The following is a 19,154-nucleotide window of genomic DNA, read 5'->3' as shown; positions in this document are numbered from 1 at the left end:
AGGCCTTGGAAAGGGAACAACCATTCCCAGCGGCCTGCGCCTTGCCTGGCCCGCTTTAAGGCGACAACGCGGCGGGGAAATTAACTGAGAACGCCCCCTCAGGCCGTTAACAATTGTAATGCTTTACTTATTTCAGAACGGCAAGTGCCGCTTCGTAGTTCGGCTCTTCAGCGATTTCCTTGACCAGTTCGCTGTGCAGAACGTTGTCGTTTTCGTCCAGTACCACGACGGCACGGGCAGTCAGGCCTTTAAGTGGGCCGTCAGCGATGGCGACGCCGTAGTTCTCGATGAACTCGGCACCGCGCAGGGTCGACAGGTTCTGTACGTTGTCCAGGCCTTCGGCGCCGCAGAAGCGTGCTTGAGCAAACGGCAGGTCAGCGGAGATGCACAGCACCACGGTGTTGGCGATGTCGTTGGCCTGGGCGTTGAACTTGCGTACCGAAGTCGCGCAGGTCGGGGTGTCGACGCTTGGGAAGATGTTCAGCACTTTGCGCTTGCCGGCGAAGTTCGCCAGGGTCACGTCGGACAGATTGCCGGCAACCAGGGAAAAGGCTGGCGCCTTGGAACCGGCTTGTGGCAGTTGGCCGTTGACTTGAACCGGGGAGCCTTTAAGAGTGACTTGAGCCATGAACGGAGTCCTTCTGACGTTGTTGTGGAGAATTTTGAAGAGGCCGAAGTTAACCACGAAATGGTCCGACGACCTATGCCCGGATACAAATTGTGAAGTGTCGCCCCCCTGAATTGGATACAACTCTCCCAAACGACACAAAAACCTGTGGGAGTGAGCCTGCTCCCACAGGGTCCGATGGGTGCAGAAGATATACAGCGTACCGCCCTCCCCAGCCTCCACCCGGCGTTCATGACGAAAGGCAGCCATCGTCGCTACATTTCACCCATCGCCTGTCGATTCATGACTCGGCCATTCGACTAACACTCGAATCACCCACAATCCAGCGGAGACAAGACCATGCGATTGATGATCATTGTGAAAGCCAGCCCGGACTCCGAGGCCGGTGTGATGCCCACCGAGGAACTGATGACCGCGATGGGCAATTACAACGAACAACTGACCAAGGCCGGCATCCTCATCGACTGCGACGGGCTGCAACCGAGCAGCAAAGGTGCGCGGGTGCGTTTCTCGGGCGAAAAACGCACGGTCATCGACGGCCCGTTCGCTGAAACCAAAGAGCTGATCGCCGGTTACTGGATTTGGGAGGTCAAGTCGAAAGAGGAAGCGATCGAGTGGGTCAAGCGCTGCCCCAATCCGATGCCGGGTACCGACGCGGAGATTGAGATTCGCCCTATATATGGGGCGGAAGATTTCGGCGAGGAGTTCACCCCGCAACTGCGCGAGCAGGAAGAGCGGATACGTGAGCAGATGAAAAATCGCTGAATATGTTCATAAGGTCAAAAGTCGCAGCCTCGTTTCACTCGATAGCTCCTACAGGAATCGCGTTCCAACTGTAGGAGCTGTCGAGTGAAACGAGGCTGCGATCTTTTGATCTTCACGCCTTTCGTCCCAAACCCCTGATTCGTATTAACTTTTTAGTACACACATAAACACCGAAAACTTGTACAAAAACCCACTGATCCCCTCCTTCGACTGGCGAACCCGACGTTAGCTGCTAACTTCAACAGACGTGTCCTACAGGCTTGATAGGAAAGAGCTTACGCAGTAACGGCCGCCAAGTGCCGAGTCGTCCAATGAGCCACGAAGGAACGGGGGAGTCATGTCGATAAAAGCAGGAACACGCGCCGTGTTGTTGGCGGCATGGTTTGCGCCTGTCGTTTGTGCCCAGGCGGACAACGCCGATACGGCGAACAAAAGTAACAACCCGCTGAACCTGGCACCCGGTGCCAACCTTCAGGACTACTACACGCCCAGGCTTTACGACACCAATGCACACACCAACGATCTGCTGATGCGCGGCACGCTGCCGATTGCCCCCGGCGACTTCATCGGTGTGCCGCAATTGCTGCGCGCCACCGCGCCTATCAGCACCCGCCCGGACCCGAACGGCGGCTACAGCACCGGTGAAGGTGATCTGAACGTCTTCGATATCTTCTTGCTCAAGACCGACGGAGTACAGCTGGGCATCGGCCCGCTAATCACCGCCCCCACCGCCGATCAGGACGAACTGGGGACCGGTAAATGGCAAGCCGGCCTCGCCGCCGTGGCGATTGATGCTTCGCCACGCGGTCTGCTCGGTGCACTGGTGCAGTATCAAAGCTCCTTTGCCGGCGACCATGACCGAGACCATGTCGAAACCGCGACGCTGCAGCCCTTCATCATTCATAACCTGGACAAGGGCTGGTACCTGCGCTCGACCGCTATCTGGACCTTCGACCTGAAGAACGACACCCATTACATCCCGCTCGGCCTGGGTGGCGGCAAGGTCTGGAAATCCGGGAGCAATATCCTCAACGCCTTCATCGAACCGCAGTGGACCGTAGAGCGCAAAGGCGATGGCCTGCCGCAGTTCACGCTGTTCGCCGGGCTCAATGTCACGTTCGGTAAATAAGGATTTTCGTATGCACGGTGTACTGCGCATAGCCGGCTATAGCCTGATGACCATGTTCGTCAGTTGCGGTGTTGGCGCACAGGACGTTGAGACGCGGATCGGCAAGATTGCGATGGAAGGCGAGCTGCCGGCCCATGATTCGATCCCCAAGCTCTATGCCGAACTGGATTTCCAACAAGCGACCCAAAGTTATCTGTGGGCATTGCCGCTTGTGTCCTACGCCCAGTGGCAGGAGGAGTTTCGTGACAAACTCGGCGCCCGGAACGGCGACCTGATGGTACTCGACAGTTACGAAGACAAGCTGGGCGTCATCACTGCCAATGCGACCACACCGTACATCCTTGGCTTCGTCGACCTGAATGAAACCGGTCCGCTGGTGATCGAACTGCCGCCCGGCCCCACAGCGGGCGGCGTCGGTGATTTCTGGCAACGCTCGATCATCGACATGGGCCAGACCGGCCCCGACAAAGGCAAGGGTGGCAAATACCTGGTCCTGCCACCCGGCGCCGAGCCTCCGGCCGATGCGGGCAAGTATTACCTGGCCAAATCGGAAACCATGAACGTGCTGGTGGGGTTTCGTGTGCTGGATCCGGACCCGGCCAAAGGCAAGGCGTTGGTCGAGCAGTTCAAGATGTACCCGTACGCCCAACGCACCACGCCGGCCAAAACCAGACTGCTCTCCCCCGACGGCAAAGCCTGGTCCGGCACTCAGCCGCGTGGCCTGGCCTACTGGGAGCGCTTGCACCAGATCATCCAGAAAGAGCCGGTCAACGAACGTGATCGTTTCTACATGGCCATGCTCGCCAGCCTTGGCATCGAGAAGGACAAACCCTTCAACCCCAACGACAACCAGCGCAAGGCACTGGAGCAAGGCGCACAAGTCGGCGAACTGATCGCCAAGGCCAACACCTTCGCCAAGCGTTTCCCGGATGCCCAGTACTGGAAGGACCGGCAATGGGACACGGTACTCAACATCGCAGAGCCGTCGCAGCGCGTCGCTTATTACGACCAATTGTGGGAACGCAGTGCCTGGTTCTATGAAGCAGTCACCAACACCAAAGGCATGGTTTCCAAAACCCCGGGGCTGGGCCAGACCTACCTCGGTGCCTACACCGACGCCAAAGGCAACTGGCTCGACGGCGGCAAAAGCTATCGCCTGCACGTCGGCGCCAACCCGCCGGCCAAGCAGTTCTGGTCGATGACGGTGTACGACATCGACAACCGCTGCCTGATCGACAACCCGCAGCGCAAGGCCGACCTGTCGTCCCGTCAGGACCTGAAGAAAAATCCCGACGGTTCCGTGGACTTGTACTTCGGCCCGACCGCGCCCGCAGGCTTTGAGAACAACTGGGTGCAAACCGTGCCGGGCAAACACTGGTTCAGCTATTTCCGCCTGTACGCGCCCACCGAAGCCTATTTCGACAAAAGCTGGAAACTCGACGACATCACGGCCGTGGAATGACGCCCAGGATTAAGAAGGAAGTTTTATGAATAATCGTCTGTTGCTCACCGCTCTCTCCCTCACCCTGAGCACCAGCGCGTGGGCCGACTTCACCGCCACACCCGAAGAAGCCCGCGGCATCGCCAGGGAGGCGTATCTGTACGGCTTCCCGGTGGTGGAAATGTACAAAACCCTCTACACCCAGGCCGTGGACAAAAAGAGCGCGAACTTCAAGGCGCCGTTCAACCGGATCGGCAACACCGCCAAAGCCTTCACGGCCAAGGACACCGCGTTCGTCACACCCAACGCGGACACGCCTTATTCGTTTGTCTGGATGGACCTGCGCGCCGAACCGGTGGTGCTGACCTTGCCGCGCATCGACGAGCACCGTTATTACTCCGTGCAATTGATCGACGCCTATACGCAGAATTTCGCGTACCTGGGCACCCGCAGCACGGGCAACAACGGCGGGCATTTCATGATCGCCGGCCCCGACTGGCAAGGTCAGCAACCGGTGAACATCGACCGTCTGCTGCGCAGCGAAACCAACATCGCCTACGCCCTGTATCGCACGCAGCTGTTCGATGAAAAGGACCTGGCCAAGGTCAAGAAGATCCAGAAAGGCTACAAGGTCGAAACGCTGAGCCACTACGTCAAACAGAAGGCCCCGCCAAAAGCGCCGAAGATCTCCTGGCCGAAACCGACACCGACCATGAGCGACACCCCTGACCTGTTCCGCTACCTGAACTTCATGCTGGCCTTCGCTCCGGCGCAAGACGCGGAAAAGGACCTGCTCGCGCGCTTCAAGACAATCGGCATCGAAGCCGGCAAGCCTTTCAAGCTGCACGAACTCACCTCGGAACAGCGTCAGGCACTTGAAGACGGAATCCGCGATGCAAAAGCCGAATTCGCCCAGTTCAAAAAAGACAAGGTCGATACCCATGAGGTCAGCAGCGGCGACCTCTTCGGCACACGCGATCACCTCAAGGGCAATTACCTGTACCGCTACGCCGGCGCCAACATGGGGATTTTCGGCAACTCGGCCGAAGAGGCGAACTACATCGGCTATTTCGTCGACAAGGACAACCAGCCAGTCGACGCTTCGAAACGCAATTACACCCTGCATTTCGACAAAGGCGCCCTGCCCCCGGCCGATGCGTTCTGGTCGCTGACGATGTACGACGGCAGGAACAAACTGCTGGTGGCCAACCCGCTCAATCGCTACCTGATCAACTCGCGGATGCTGCCCGATCTCAAGCTCGATGCCGACGGGGGCCTGACCCTTTATGTGCAAAACAAGGCACCGGAAAAGGCCTTGCAGAGCAACTGGCTGCCCGCGCCTGAAGGCCCGTTCTATGGGGTGTTGCGCCTCTACCTGCCAAAACCGGAAGTCGCCAGCGGCCAGTGGAAAATGCCGCTGCTAACGCCCGTAAATCCACCAAAGCAGTCGGAGTGACCCATGGTCAGGGCTTTTGCAGTACGTCCTTTATTGGCCTTGTGCATGATCAGTGGCAGCCCGCTGCTGATGGCGGCGGAAGGCGGTGGCGGTCGACCGATGACCGGCCTGCAAGTGTTTTCCAACGCCGGGATCGTGCCACCGGAGCCCGGCTGGGTAATGTCGTTGAGCAGTTTCTGGTACGACGGTGAACTCAAGGGCAACGTCCAGGTGCCAATCGTGGGTGCCCTGAGTACTGGCCTGGACCTGAAAGTGTCGTACACCATGGCCAACTTCACCCATGTCTGGGATACCGGAAAGAGCGCCTGGAACTACGCGTCGGCCATCGGCGTTCCGGTCCAATACACCGACATTACCGCGAGCATCACCGGCCCGCGCGGCCGGACCTTGGGTACCGAAGACAACGCCACGCAGTTTGCCGACTTGCTGGTGACGCCCATCGCCGCCGGCTACCACTTCGACGAGGTCAACCACCTCTCGTTGTCCCTGCCGATCTACGTGCCGACTGGCGCCTACAACGATGATCGCCTGGCCAACGCCGGACAGAACAACTACACCTTCATGCCCACCGTGGCCTTCACCCACCTCGACGGCAAGGGCGGCGAGTTCACGTTGTCCGGGGGACTGGAGTTCTACACCGAAAACCACGCCACGGATTACAAGAACGGCGATCTCTTCACGCTCGATGCCCTGTGGACCCATGGCTTCGGCAACGGCTGGAACGCGGGTGTCGCGGCGGGTTATATCCAGCAGCTCACCGACGACAGCGGATCGGGCGCCAACAGCGGTTTTCGCGGGCGCTCGGTGGGCGCCGGGCCGACATTCGGCTGGCAGGGCAAGTTCGCCGATGCCCAGGCCAACATCAACGCCCGCTGGATCCCCGAGTTCGACACCAAGAACCGCCCCGAAGGCAACGGTTTCAGTGTCAACCTGACCCTGGCGTTTTTCTGAGGAGTGACCAGGGATGGCCATCGATTCCAGATTGACTCTATGCAGCGTGTTGTTCAGCGGCTTCGCCTGCGCCAGCGGCGACTTGCCCGCCCTCGGCTGGAATTTCCGTTTGTCGTTCATTCCCGTCATTCCGACTTTCATGTTTTGAGCATGCCTTTGAGAAAGGGAACATTCCATGACCGCACTCAATGACCTCAACGCCCTGCAAGCCAGCATCGCCGAAGCGGTGCTCGGTCAGGACCAAGTGATCCGGCAGATTCTCCTCGGCTTGCTGGCCAACGGGCACTTGTTGCTCGAAAGCCTTCCGGGGCTGGCCAAGACCCGCACGGTCAAGGCGCTGGCCAAACACCTGGACGCGAAGATGAGCCGCATCCAGTTCACCCCCGATTTACTGCCGTCGGACATCACCGGCGCCGAAGTGCTGCACCAGATCGACGGCAAGAACGAAATCCAGTTCCAGCCCGGCCCGCTGTTCGGCAACCTGATTCTGGCGGATGAAATCAACCGTGCGCCGGCCAAGGTTCAGGCGGCATTGCTGGAGGCGATGGAAGAACGCCAGATCACCGTGGCCGGCAACAGCCACGTGCTGCCGGAGCTGTTCATTGTGGTGGCGACGCAAAACCCGATCGAACAGGAAGGCACCTACCCGCTGCCAGAAGCGCAGATGGACCGGTTCCTGATGAAGGTGTTGCTCGATTACCCGAGTGCCGAGAACGAGAGCCAGGTGCTGCGGTTGTTGCGCGAAGAAGAATTCGCGTTGGGCGCCAAGACAGCTGCGGTGCAGGGATTCGCGCTGTCTCAAGACGTGATCTTCGCGGCGCGTCGCGAAGTCAGCGCCATTCACGTGTCCCCGGCCATCGACCGTTACCTGATCGACCTGATCAATGCCACCCGCCATCCCGCTGACTACGACGCCGATCTGGGTCGCTGGATCGCCATCGGCGCCAGTCCTCGGGGCGGTATCGGCCTGGACCGTTGCGCCCGGGCCGATGCCTGGCTGCAGGGGCAGGATTTCGTCTCGCCCGATAACGTCCGCGCCGTGGTGCATCCGGTATTGCGTCATCGGTTACAGCTGAGCTATGACGCGGTGGCGGACGGTGTGACGGCCGATCAAGTGCTTGACCGCCTGCTCGACAAAGTGGCGATTCCCGCATGAATGTCGACGGTCTGGTCTATGTCTCTCTGGCGCAGTTGATGGCCCTGGAGTTCAAGGCCCGTGACCTGAGTTTTGTGGCGCGGCAGCCCCAAGGCAGCATCCTCGCCGGCAACCATGCTTCGCGCCTGCGCGGCCGTGGTCTGAACTTTGATGAGCTGCGCCGTTATCAACCGGGGGACGATCTGCGGCATCTGGACTGGCGCGCCTCGCTGCGCACCGGCAAACCGGTGGTGCGCACCTTTACTGAAGAGCGCGACCGCCCGGCCTTGATCCTGGTGGATCAGCGCATGTCGATGTTCTTCGGCTCGCAACGCAGTTTCAAATCGGCCATCGCCGCGGAGCTGGGCGCACTGGCGGCGTGGATGGTGTTCAACGCCGGGGATCGGGTCGGCGGCCTGGTGTTCAACGACCAACGCATCGACCGCATCGCCCCGCTGCGCAGCCGTAAACGCATTGAAGCGTTGTGCAGCCGGATTGCCGAGCAGAACCAGCAACTCAACGCCGCCAACCCGGACGCTGAAGGCGAAGACCAGCTCGACAAGGTGTTGCAGCAGTGCCTGGCAGTGGCCGGGCACGATCATCTGATTTGCATCATCAGCGACTTTGCCGGCGCCGGTGAGCGCACCCTGCAGTTGATGCGCCAATTGGCCGCCCACAACGATGTGGTGGCCATGCAGGTGTACGACCCGTTGGCGCTGAACCTGCCGAAAAACGGGCGCTTGCTGATTACCCAGGGCCAGTTGCAGGTGGAACTGGCCGTCGAGCAACGCAGCGTTCATCAGCCATTGGGGGACTTTCTCAGCGGTCGGCTCAAGGATGTCGCCACCCTGCTGCGGCGCAGTCAGGTGCCGCTGATGATGTTCAGCACCGCAACCGATGCCCAGGAACAATTGCGCACCGAACTCGGCAGAGGTCGGCGATGAACCCGAACATTCCCAGTATCGAGCAGCTTAAGGAGATCGGTTTGCCGGCACCGGTGAGCTATGCGCCACAGACGTGGGGCTGGTGGGTGTTGCTTGGAGTGTTGGTGATTGCTGTTTTGCTGGTGGGTGCGCGGCGGTATTGGCAATGGCGGCGGGATCGTTATCGGCGTGAGGCGTTGGTGCGGTTGGTTGAATTGCGAAGCCATAGTGATCAATTGAGCGCCCTGCGAGAGCTCCCTGAACTGCTCAAACGCGTGGCCCTGTCGCTCCCTAATCCTGTAGGAGCGAGCGGTGCGGCGCTTGGGGGTGAGGATTGGCAGGCGTTTCTGGCGCGGCACAGTTCGCAGCCGTTGCCCGCCGATTTCAGCCAGCAACTGGCGCAACTGGCCTATGCCCCCGATGCGGTATTGCTGGCCATGCCCGGCGATAAACGCCAGCAACTGTTCGATACTTGCAAACACTGGGTGGAGCATCATCATGTGGCAGCTTGATTACCCCTGGCTGCTGATCCTTTTGCCGCTGCCGTGGCTGGGCTACCGCTACCTGCCCGATTACCGTGAAGCCCGCAGCGCCGTGCGCGTACCGTTTTTCGGCGCGATGAGCCGCGCGGTCGGTCAGGCACCGAGCCAGGCCGGAACCCGCAGTAATCGCTGGCAGCTGGCCCTGAATCTGCTGGTGTGGGCGCTGGTGCTGCTGGCCGCCGCGCGCCCGGTGTTCGTCGAAAAACCGATCGAGCGCCAACAACCGGTGCGCGACCTGATGCTGGCCATCGACATTTCCCAATCCATGGAAACCACCGATTTCACCGACGCCAATGGCCAGAAGATCAATCGTCTGGCGGCGGTCAAGGAAGTGGTGCATGGCTTTATCGACAAACGCAAAGAAGATCGCCTGGGCCTGATCGTGTTCGGCAGCGGCGCGTATCCCCAGGCGCCGCTGACGCTGGATCACGTCAGCCTGTCGCTGTTGCTCGACGACACCGGCATCGGCATGGCCGGCCCGAACACCGCGATTGGCGATGCGATTGGCCTGAGCCTCAAGCTGCTCGATCAGGCCCACGAGCAAGAGAAAGTGCTGATCCTGCTCACCGATGGCAATGACACCAGCAGCGCGATCACCCCGGATCACGCGGCGACCATGGCCGCCGCCAAAGGCGTGGTGATTCACACCATCGGCATCGGTGACCCGACCGCGGAAGGCGAAGCCAAGGTCAACCTGCTGGGCTTGCAGCAGATCGCCGACACCACCGGCGGCAAGTTCTTCCGCGCTGAAGACCGCACGGCACTGGATCAGGTCTACAGCACGCTCGACACGCTCACTCCGCATCAGGTGAAAACCCTCAGCCATCAGCCGAAAAAGGACCTGTTCTGGTGGCCGCTAGGCGCCGCAATCGGTGTGCTTGCGCTCTACCATCTGGGCGCCCTGCTCCGTCCGCACCTGACACTCGCGCGTCAGCGGCAGGAGGCTTGAGATGGAGATCAATCTCAGTGACTTCCATTTCCTGCGTCCACTGTGGCTGTTGCTGGTGCCCTTCGCCGCGTTGCTGCCGATGCTTTGGCGGCGCAGTCGCGACCTGCAACGGCGCTTGCGCAGCAACATCGCCGAGCACCTGCTGCCGCATCTGCTGATCACGCCGCAGGATCAACAGCGCTTTCGGCCGGTGCATCTGGTGTGCGCGGTGTTGATTCTGGGCGCCATCGCGGCCGCCGGCCCGACCTGGGAACAGGACCGCCCGAACTTCCTGGAAAACCGTGCGCCGCTGATCATCGCCATCGACCTCTCGCCTTCGATGGACGCCAGCGACGTACAACCGAGTCGGCTGGAAGCGGCCAAACACAAGCTGCACGACCTGATCCAGCGCCGCGCCGGTGCCCGCAGTGGCTTGATCGCCTACGCCGGCAGCGCGCATCTGGTGTTGCCGCCAACCGATGACCCGGCGCTGCTCGACACCTTCATCCAGGCGTTGAGCACCGACCTGATCGCTAAACAGGGGAAAAACGTCGGTGCAGTCATCGAACAAGCCAAACGCCTGCTGGTCGCCGAGAAAACCCCGGGAACGCTGCTGTTGATCACCGACGGCGCCGACACTTCGCAACTCACCGGGCTGGACCAGCAACTCGACGACAGTGCACTGCAAGTGTTGATACTGGCGGTCGGCAGCGAGGACGGCGGGATCATCCGCGACGCCAATGGCCAGCCGCGCACCGACAGAAACGGTCGCCCGGCGCTCGGCAGCTTCGACCAGGCGGCGCTCAAACAGCTGGCTTCCGCGGTGGATGCGCCGTTGGGCAGCCTGACCCTCAATGACGACGATCTGCAATGGGTCGAGTTGCACGCCCAGCAGCATTTCCAGAGTGCCAGCGATGAACAGCGCGAATTGCACTGGAAAGACGCCGGTTACTGGCTGTGCTGGCCATTGCTGCTGCTCGCCTTCCTCAGCGTGCGCAAGGGCTGGAGCCTGAACTGGATGGCCAGTTTGTTACTGGCGTTGGGCATCGGCTTTCAACCGGCTCCGGCCGAGGCCAACGCGTTGACCGACGCATTTTTCACCCCCGACCAACAAGGTCGCTGGGCCTTCGAACACGAGCACTTCCCCCAGGCCGCCGCGCATTTCGTCGACCCGTACTGGAAAGGCATCGCCGCCTACAACGCGGCCGATTTCGACCTGGCGCTGGCCAGTTTTGCCCGACTGGAAACGCCGCAGGCGTATTTCTATCTGGGCAATATTTACGTGCGGCGATTCAAGTTTGATCAGGCCATTGCGGCGTATCAGCAAGCGTTGAAATTGCAACCGCAGTTCCCGCAAGCCGCAGCCAATCTGGCGCTGGCGATTGCCTTGCAGAAGGACACGGAAAGCGCAGAGCAGAATGCGCCCGAGGTCAAACCGGACGAAATCAAAATGGACAAGGCACCGGGCAAGGGGCAGAGCAAAGCGGTCGCGACCGAGCAGGCGGCTTCGGATGAGCAGTGGTTGCAGAACCTGAGCACTTCGCCGGCCAAATTTTTGAAGCAGAAATTCAGTTTGCAGGATCAGGCGGGGGTTAATCCATGAACCGAGTCGCGGCCATCGCGAGCAGGCTCACTCCTACAGGGGATTTGTGGTATGCGCAGATTCAGTGTAGGAGTGAGCCTGCTCGCGATGGCGTCCACCCAATCACCACAAAACTCACAGCCCTGCTCCTCTGCCTGTTCACCACAGCAACCCTCGCCGCCGAACCCGACCTACGCGTCCAGACCCGCCTGCAACCCACCGACTCCGTCATGGTCGGCGGCATCCTCGAACTGCAACTCGATGTCCTCACCGACAGCTGGTTCACCGACGCCCCCACCCTGCCCGACCTGAAGCTGCCGGGGGCGCTGGTGTTGCCACCGGACGGTCATGCCGAGCACATCAACCAGACGCTGGACGGCAAATCCTTCAACGGCATGCGTTACAGCTACCGGATCACACCCAATCTGGCCCAGGGCTTCGACATCCCGCCGCTGACCGTTCGCGCCACGCCTGGCCAGGCCAGCACCTCGCTGAGCGCCCAAAGCCAGCCACTGCACTTCACCGCCGTGCAACCGCCGGGGTTCCAACCCGGTGAACCGGTGCTCGTCGCGCAAGGGCTGCGCTTCACGCAAAAAGTCGTGAACTCGGCAACGCCGCTGAAAGTCGGCGACAGCATCACCCGGCAACTGACCTTGCAGGCCGACGATGCCATGGCCATGTCGCTGCCGACGCCGTCGATGGGTGATGTGAACGGTCTGAGCCGTTACCCCAAGAGCCCGCAAATCAGCAACCTGGACGACGGCCGTGGCAACTTCAACGGCGGCCAGCGCATCGACACCGTGACTTACCGCATCGACACCGAAGGCCGCCACAACCTGCCCGCCATCGAGCTGAAATGGTGGGACGCCAGCAGCCGACAAACCCGCACGGCCCAAGTCCCGGCCGTGAGCTTCGACGCCGCGGTTAACGGCGCTTACAAGCCCCTATTCTCGATCACCGAAGACCTGAAAAAACTCGGCCAGCAAAGTCGAGTGCATCTCTCCCGGCACTGGCTCGTGCTGTCTGCGCTGCTGCTGGTCGTGGTGTTGCTTGGCTGGTTCGGCCGTCCGTTTGTCCTGCGTGCCTACCTTGCTGTGCAAGCCCGACGCCGTGCGCGGCACGCCGCCTGGCTGCAATCCGCTGACTACGCCTGGCGGCAGATCCCTGCGCAAATCGATGGTAAACCGGCACACCTGAGCGCCCTTTACCTGTGGGCCAGACGCAGCCGCCTGGGCCTGAAACTGAGCAACCTCGGCTCCGGTCTGCAAGACGTATTGCGTGCCTGTTACAGCCAGCAATCAAACGAAGATCAAGCGCTGCGCCAGCTGAAGAGTTCCTTGTCTACGCTGCATAGTCAGGCCAGAAACAAACCGTCCCCTGCTGCTCACGCATTACGCCCACTCAACCCCGTACACGAGAAGGACTTCCCATGACGAACCCGATATCGATCCGCCAACGCCACGGGCTGAAGCTGCTGTTTGCATTGGTCTTGAGCATGCCGCTGCTGGCCCTGGCAGCCGAACCCTTGCCCTCGTGGAACGACGGGCCATCGAAGAAAAACATCATCGAGTTCGTCCAGGCCGTCACCGATCAATCCAGCAAGGACTTCGTCAAACCCGAGGATCGCATCGCGGTGTTCGACAATGACGGGACCTTGTGGAGCGAACAGCCGATGTACTTCGAGTTGCTGTTTGCGCTGGAAGAGGTCAAGCGCACTGCACCGCAGCACCCGGAGTGGAAAACCACCCAGCCCTTCAAAGCCGTGCTGGAAAATGATCACCAGGCCCTGGCCGCCACGGGCATGGACGGCATCATGAAAATCTTCGGGGCTACCCACACCGGCATGACCACCGAAGCCTTCGATGACTACGCAAAGACCTGGCTGAGCCAGGCCAAACACCCAAAAACCGGCAAGCCGTACACCGAGATGATCTTCCAGCCAATGCTGGAAATGCTCGACTACCTGCGCGGTCAGGACTTCAAGACCTACATCGTTTCCGGGGGGGACACCGGGTTCATGCGTGCCTATGCCGAGAAGGTCTACGGCATTCCACCCGAGCAAGTAATCGGCACCACCTTTGTCACCGCGTTCGAGTTCAAGGACGGCAAAGCCTCGATCGTGCGTACGCCAAAACTCGCCCACAACGACGACGGTCCGGGCAAGCCGGAAAGCATTGATGCGGTGATCGGGCGCCGGCCGATTCTCGCGTTCGGCAACTCCGACGGCGACCTGCAAATGCTGCAGTGGACCGCCGCCGGCCCGGGCAAACGACTCATGGGGCTGGTGCATCACACCGACGCCAAACGCGAATGGGCCTATGACCGTCAATCGCAGATCGGGCGCCTGGACAAGGCCCTGGACGAAGCAAAAACCCGTGGCTGGACTATCGTGGATATGGCGTCCGAATGGCGCCGGGTCTATCCGTTCGATGCCGCCGCTCCCGAGCAAGTGCAATGAAAAAAGCGTTACGCAGGACTGCAATAAACGTTTGTCGCGCTTGAGCGACGCAAGTGAGCAAAAGGAGCAAGTCAGATGACTCGCATACACAAGTGGCTACCGAAACTCGCCCTGGTGGCAGCCTCGGTCATGGCGATTTCGGCAACGGCCGGGGCCGCTGAAAAACCCAACATTCTGGTGATCTTCGGCGATGACATCGGCCAGACCAACATCAGCGCCTATTCGATGGGCGTGGTTGGCTACAAGACGCCTAACATCGACCGTATTGCCAAGGAAGGCATGATGTTCACCGACTATTACGCGGAGAACAGCTGCACGGCCGGACGCTCCTCCTTCATTACCGGGCAGACGCCGCTGCGGACCGGCCTGTCCAAGGTCGGCGTACCGGGCGCACCGGTCGGCCTGCAAAAACGCGACGTCACCATCGCGCAGGCGCTCAAGTCCCAAGGCTATGCGACCGGCCAGTTCGGCAAGAACCACTTGGGCGACAAGGATGAATACCTGCCGACCAACCACGGTTTCGACGAGTTCTTCGGCAACCTTTACCACCTCAACGCCGAAGAAGAACCCGAGCGTCCATACTGGCCCAAGGACGACCCCGAGTTTGTCAAAGCCATGTCACCCCGTGGCGTGATCCACAGCTACGCCGACGGCAAGATCGAAGACACTGGCGCACTCACCGTTAAACGCATGGAAACCATCGACGACGAAACCACAGCCGCCGCGCAAGCCTTTATCGAGAAACAGGCCAAGGCGGACAAGCCGTTCTTCGTCTGGATGAACACCACCCGCATGCACTTGTTCACCCACGTGCGCGACTCGATGAAGGGCCAGAGCGGCATGCCCGGCAACGACTATGCGGACGGCATGCTTGAGCACGACGGCGACGTCGGCAAACTGCTGAAGACACTCGATGACCTGAAAATCACCGACAACACCATCGTCGTCTATACCACCGACAACGGCCCGAACCAGTTCTCCTGGCCGGATGCGGCGACCACGCCGTTCCGCAACGAGAAGAACTCCAACTGGGAAGGCGCCTACCGCGTACCGGCGATGATTCGCTGGCCAGGCAAGATCAAAGCGGGCGAAGTGTCCAACGAAATGTTCTCAGGCCTGGATTGGTTCCCGACCTTGCTGGCTGCGGTGGGTGAACCCGACGTTAAAAACAAGCTGCTCAAAGGCTGGGCGCCAACTTCCGGCGGCAACAACTTCAAGGTGCACCTGGACGGCTACAACCAACTGCCTTACCTGACTGGCCAACAGCCAAAAAGCGAACGCAAGGAGTTCTACTACTTCAATGATGACGGTGTGCTGGTTTCCATGCGTTACGACAACTGGAAAGCGGTGTTCTGCGAGCAACGCGCACCTGGCGGCTTTAAAGTCTGGAGCGAACCGTTCGTATGCCTGCGCGTACCGAAAATCTTCAACCTGCGGATGGACCCGTATGAAAGGGCCGACGTGGTTTCCGACCAATACTACGATTGGACCACCAAGAACGTTTACCTGACTGAGATTGCAGTCATGAAGTCGGCGGCGTTCCTGCAGACGTTCATCGAGTATCCGCCAAGCCAGAAACCGGCGAGCTTCAGCGTTGACCAGATCCGTGCTGCGGTGGATGCGAAGATCGCGGAAAAAATGAAAACCCAGCCTGCACAGTAAGACCGTTTGACCGCCGCTCGCCTTGACCGGCGAGCGGCCCTATTCTCGGCTTGAGACCGCGTCGAACCCATCGCGAGCAAGCTCGCTCCCACAGTAGATCTGCGGCGCGATACAAATCCCTGTGGGAGCGAGCTTGCTCGCGATGGGGCCGGCACAGTCGCAGTATTTTCCAAATTGGAACAAGGCAATCCGCAATGTCCTCACGTGTCGCCAGCAAGTCGTCGGCCATAAACGCTACTCATACCACCACGTCCCCGGCGCTGCTCATCCCCGCCCTGTTGCTGTTCATTTCCGGCGCCGCCGCGCTGGTGTATCAGGTGCTGTGGATCAAGCAGTTGTCGCTGGTGGTCGGCGTCGAGGTGTATGCGATCACCACCGGGATCAGCGCGTTTTTTGCCGGGCTGGCCGTGGGCGGCTTGCTGTTCGGGCGGTGGGCGGATCGCTTGCAGCGGCCGGTGTTGCTGTACGCCGGGCTGGAAGTGCTGGTGGCCGTGTTGGGTGTCGGCGCGACCTTCGCCATGAGCCTCGCCGCCAGCCCGTTCGCCTGGCTGGAGCAGCAAATCGGTGTGCTGGCTTGGGTATTGCCGTTTGCGCTGGTCGGTATTCCGGCGCTGCTGATGGGCGGTACGTTGCCGGTGCTGGTTCGCTCATTGGCCGCTGACCCTCAGCAATCGGGCAAGGCTGGTGGCCAACTCTATGCCGCGAACACTGCCGGGGCGATTGTCGGCACGTTGCTCGCCGCGTTCGTGCTGATCGCCACCCTCGGCGTGCGTGGCAGTGCCTTGGCGGCGGCGATGCTCAACCTGCTGGCCGCAGCGGGTGCGCTGTGGTTTCAACGCCAGCGCGTGGCCCTGATCGATACCCCGGTGAAACATTCGGCGGAGAAAGCCCCGGATCGACTGGCGCTGTGGCTGTACTCCATCGCCGGCGGTGTGGCGCTGGGTTACGAAGTGGTCTGGTCGCAGTCCATCGTGCAATTCATGAGCACCCGCACCTATGCCTTTGCCGTGGTACTGGCGACGTACCTCACCGGGCTGTTCCTGGGCAGCGCTTTGCTGGCGCGCCGGGTCGAGCGCATTCGTGATCCTTGGGGCGTGTTCGGCTTGCTGATTGCCGGTGCCGGCCTGATTGCACTGCTGGAAGTCGCCTTTCTCGGACGCTGGCTCGTGTTTTTGCAATCCCAGGCCGAAACCCTGGCGCTCGCCATGGGCGGCAGTGAACTGCTGGGCATGAGCGCACGGTTTGCCGTGGCAGCGTTGAGCATCGTGTTTGTGCCGACGCTGCTATTGGGCGCTGCATTTCCATTGGCCTTGCGCCTGAGCGTTGGCCGTGAGCGGGTCGGTCGGGACGTCGGCGCCGTGGTTGCGTTCAACACGTTGGGCGGGATTATCGGGGTGATGCTCTGCGGCTTCCTGCTGATCCCATTGCTTGGGCTGGTACGCACGTTGGGTCTGCTGGCAATTGTCGCCGCCGGGATCGGCTATTGCGCGGTGCGCAAGGGTCATCACGTCAAGAAGGGACGGCGTCAGGCCGTGATTGCCATCGGCCTGTTGTCGATTGTGGTGGCGGTCTTTACCCCGGTGAGCAAGCTCGCCAACCTGCTGCCCGGCGCCCGCAACGGTACGCTGGCGTTCTACGAAGAAGGACGCGGCGGGACCGTGGCCGTGGTCACCCAGGGCAAGGGCAAAAAAACCTTCCAGCGGTTGTACATCCAGGGCGTTTCCAACACCGGTGACGCCATGCCATCGCTGCGCTACATGCGCATCCAGGCCCTGTTGCCGCTGCTGATCCATAACGGTGAACCCCGCTCGGCGCTGGTCATCGGTTTTGGCACGGGCATCACGGCTGGCGCCCTGACCCGCTATCCCGGGCTTGAACATCGCGTCGTCGCGGAACTGCTGCCTTCGGTGGTGAAAGCCGCGCCGCTGTTCAAGGGTAACTTCAATGCCGCGGCCGATCCGACGGTCGATGTGCGTCTGCGCGATGGTCGTCAGGAACTGTTGCGCAGCCCGCAGCTGTACGACCTGATCACCCTCGAACCGCCACCGCCCTCCGCTGCTGGCGTGGTGAATCTGTATTCACGCGACTTCTACCAGTTGGCCGCCAACCGGCTTGAGAAAAAAGGCCTGGTCGCCCAATGGCTGCCGTTGCCGACCCAGAACATCGACGATTCACGCTCGCTGGTGCGCAGCTTCCTCGATGTGTTCCCCTACGCAACGCTGTGGACCAGCGAATTCCACGAAATGCTGCTGGTGGGCTCGATGGAACCGATCGAACTGGATGTCGGGAAGATCAGCCAGCGCTTCCAGCAGGACACCGTACGCAGCACCCTGCAGGACGTCGGCATCGGCTCGGCCGCCGCCTTATTGGCGACCTGGGTGACCGATCGCGCCGGGCTGGAACGATTCGCTGCCGATGCGCTGCCTGTGACCGACGATCAACCGCGCATTGAATACGCACCGTGGGTGCGCGCCAAGGAAATCAGTCGCGTGTTGCCGGCCATGCTCGACTTGCATCAGCCACCGGTTCTGGTGAATGCCGACGCCGGGTTTACCGAACGGATGAACGCTCACCAGCAGCGGCTGATGCAGTTCTATCGGTCGAGTCTGCATGCCTATGACGGTGATCGGGATGCGTGGGCCAGGGACATTCGGGAAGTAATGCGCGGGGATGGCGGTAATCCGTATTTCCGATGGTTTGTTGGAGATTGAGTGTCAGGCCTGAGGAATTCTCTACTCTGTCCGGTCCCATCGCCAGCAGGCTGGCTCCCACAGTTGACCGCGTTCTAATGTGGGAGCCAGCCTGCTGGCGATCTGGCCATCAGCTTCAATGCATCACTTGGACTTGAGCTTCAGATACGACTGATGCAAATCCGACGCCCAACCATCTATCACGCCTTTCACATCATCGGCCTTCATCACCTGAGCCTCGTTTTCCAGCGGCTTGCCGGTGCCCTTGCGCACGACCTGGGCCAAAACGTGATTGTTGCCGCCATCAAGGAACACCGCTTCGGTGGCCAGGTCAGTCTCCTGGTCACGAATGCCGCTGGCCGTGCTGACCGCCGCAGCCACCAGTGCAATCGGGATCACTTCGTAAGGTTTGAGCCCTTCTGTCTTGCTGCTCACCGCCGTAATCGCCGCACGCACCACAATCACGCCGGGGCCGGGACCTGCGGCCAGAGGCAAGGATTTCCCCACTTCGCGCTTCAGCGCCTGGTCGTAGTAACTGGTGATGCCGTTGAGGGTGGCTTGCGGGATTTTTACCGTCGGTTGCGGCTTCGGATAGAGCTGGGTCGGCTCAATGTAGACACTGGTGTATTTGTTGATGTCGAGCTTGGGATCGACCCAGCGCATCACCGTCGCGCCCGATGGCGACTTGGCTTCCTTGAGCTGGCTGTAGTCCTTGAGGAAACCTGAATACTGGTCCGGCTCGACGACTTTGCTGGCGCAACCCACCACCCCGATCGAGGCGATGCACAACGTGCCCATCATTAACGCTAGCTTCATGCTGTAACTCCTGTCAGAAGGCCGACAACGGTATTGCATAGGGGAATT

At 60.7% G+C, this 19,154-nt stretch carries 17 protein-coding genes; 15 read left to right on the top strand and 2 right to left on the bottom strand.

The annotated features are described in order from the left end of the window. Positions 1–127: 127 nt before the first annotated feature. Entirely contained in the window at positions 128–628 is a 501-nt protein-coding gene (tpx, locus tag ACRC4F_RS10095) for a thiol peroxidase (protein WP_438659180.1), read from the bottom strand. Between the two features lie 339 nt (positions 629–967). Between tpx and ACRC4F_RS10090 the strand changes: the two genes are divergently transcribed. The 15 genes from ACRC4F_RS10090 (at position 968) to ACRC4F_RS10020 (ending at position 18,311) form a co-directional block, all read left to right on the top strand. Then, positions 968–1,393, top strand: a complete 426-nt coding sequence (locus ACRC4F_RS10090; RefSeq protein ID WP_438659179.1) for a YciI family protein — start codon at positions 968–970, stop codon at positions 1,391–1,393. Positions 1,394–1,730: 337 nt separating this feature from the next. Further along, the gene (locus tag ACRC4F_RS10085; protein ID WP_438659178.1) at positions 1,731–2,522 is read left to right on the top strand and encodes a hypothetical protein; all 792 of its coding nucleotides are present in this window, start codon (positions 1,731–1,733) and stop codon (positions 2,520–2,522) included. Between the two features lie 10 nt (positions 2,523–2,532). Then, complete coding sequence (locus ACRC4F_RS10080; RefSeq protein WP_438659177.1) at positions 2,533–3,984, top strand: DUF1254 domain-containing protein; 1,452 nt, start codon at positions 2,533–2,535, stop codon at positions 3,982–3,984. 25 nt (positions 3,985–4,009) lie between these two features. Then, on the top strand, positions 4,010–5,419 hold the full coding sequence (locus ACRC4F_RS10075) for a DUF1254 domain-containing protein (RefSeq protein WP_438659176.1): 1,410 nt from the start codon (positions 4,010–4,012) through the stop codon (positions 5,417–5,419). A gap of 3 nt (positions 5,420–5,422) precedes the next feature. Continuing rightward, positions 5,423–6,370 (top strand): SphA family protein, encoded by a 948-nt coding sequence (locus tag ACRC4F_RS10070; protein WP_438659175.1) that lies wholly within the window; start codon positions 5,423–5,425, stop codon positions 6,368–6,370. A gap of 13 nt (positions 6,371–6,383) precedes the next feature. Beyond that, positions 6,384–6,518 carry a hypothetical protein gene (locus tag ACRC4F_RS10065; protein WP_438659174.1) on the top strand — a complete coding sequence of 45 codons (135 nt, stop codon included), beginning with the start codon at positions 6,384–6,386 and terminating at the stop codon, positions 6,516–6,518. 27 nt (positions 6,519–6,545) lie between these two features. Beyond that, positions 6,546–7,526 carry an AAA family ATPase gene (locus ACRC4F_RS10060; RefSeq protein ID WP_438659173.1) on the top strand — a complete coding sequence of 327 codons (981 nt, stop codon included), beginning with the start codon at positions 6,546–6,548 and terminating at the stop codon, positions 7,524–7,526. Continuing rightward, entirely contained in the window at positions 7,523–8,449 is a 927-nt protein-coding gene (locus ACRC4F_RS10055; protein ID WP_438659172.1) for a DUF58 domain-containing protein, read from the top strand. The genes ACRC4F_RS10060 and ACRC4F_RS10055 overlap by 4 nt, the downstream gene beginning before the upstream one ends. After that, positions 8,446–8,940 (top strand): DUF4381 domain-containing protein, encoded by a 495-nt coding sequence (locus tag ACRC4F_RS10050; protein WP_438659171.1) that lies wholly within the window; start codon positions 8,446–8,448, stop codon positions 8,938–8,940. The genes ACRC4F_RS10055 and ACRC4F_RS10050 overlap by 4 nt, the downstream gene beginning before the upstream one ends. After that, positions 8,927–9,919: a vWA domain-containing protein gene (locus tag ACRC4F_RS10045; protein ID WP_438659170.1), complete on the top strand. Its 993-nt coding sequence runs from the start codon at positions 8,927–8,929 to the stop codon at positions 9,917–9,919. The genes ACRC4F_RS10050 and ACRC4F_RS10045 overlap by 14 nt, the downstream gene beginning before the upstream one ends. 1 nt (position 9,920) lies before the next feature. Further along, positions 9,921–11,501, top strand: coding sequence for a VWA domain-containing protein (locus ACRC4F_RS10040; protein WP_438659169.1), 1,581 nt, complete (start codon positions 9,921–9,923; stop codon positions 11,499–11,501). Continuing rightward, the gene (locus ACRC4F_RS10035; RefSeq protein ID WP_438659168.1) at positions 11,498–12,913 is read left to right on the top strand and encodes a hypothetical protein; all 1,416 of its coding nucleotides are present in this window, start codon (positions 11,498–11,500) and stop codon (positions 12,911–12,913) included. The genes ACRC4F_RS10040 and ACRC4F_RS10035 overlap by 4 nt, the downstream gene beginning before the upstream one ends. Next, positions 12,910–13,938, top strand: coding sequence for an HAD family hydrolase (locus ACRC4F_RS10030; protein WP_438659167.1), 1,029 nt, complete (start codon positions 12,910–12,912; stop codon positions 13,936–13,938). The genes ACRC4F_RS10035 and ACRC4F_RS10030 overlap by 4 nt, the downstream gene beginning before the upstream one ends. A 75-nt stretch (positions 13,939–14,013) precedes the next feature. Further along, positions 14,014–15,600, top strand: coding sequence for an arylsulfatase (locus tag ACRC4F_RS10025; RefSeq protein ID WP_438659166.1), 1,587 nt, complete (start codon positions 14,014–14,016; stop codon positions 15,598–15,600). A 194-nt stretch (positions 15,601–15,794) separates the two neighbouring features. Continuing rightward, positions 15,795–18,311, top strand: a complete 2,517-nt coding sequence (locus tag ACRC4F_RS10020; RefSeq protein ID WP_438659165.1) for a fused MFS/spermidine synthase — start codon at positions 15,795–15,797, stop codon at positions 18,309–18,311. Positions 18,312–18,434: 123 nt separating this feature from the next. Here the strand turns inward: ACRC4F_RS10020 and ACRC4F_RS10015 are convergent, their stop codons facing one another. Continuing rightward, positions 18,435–19,106, bottom strand: a complete 672-nt coding sequence (locus ACRC4F_RS10015) for a DUF3313 domain-containing protein (RefSeq protein ID WP_438659164.1) — start codon at positions 19,104–19,106, stop codon at positions 18,435–18,437. Positions 19,107–19,154: the final 48 nt, after the last annotated feature.

Source organism: Pseudomonas sp. (assembly GCF_051660785.1).
Lineage (GTDB): Bacteria > Pseudomonadota > Gammaproteobacteria > Pseudomonadales > Pseudomonadaceae > Aquipseudomonas.
The sequence above is the reverse complement of the archived record's forward strand: the minus strand, read 5'-3'. Positions and strand labels throughout refer to the sequence as shown.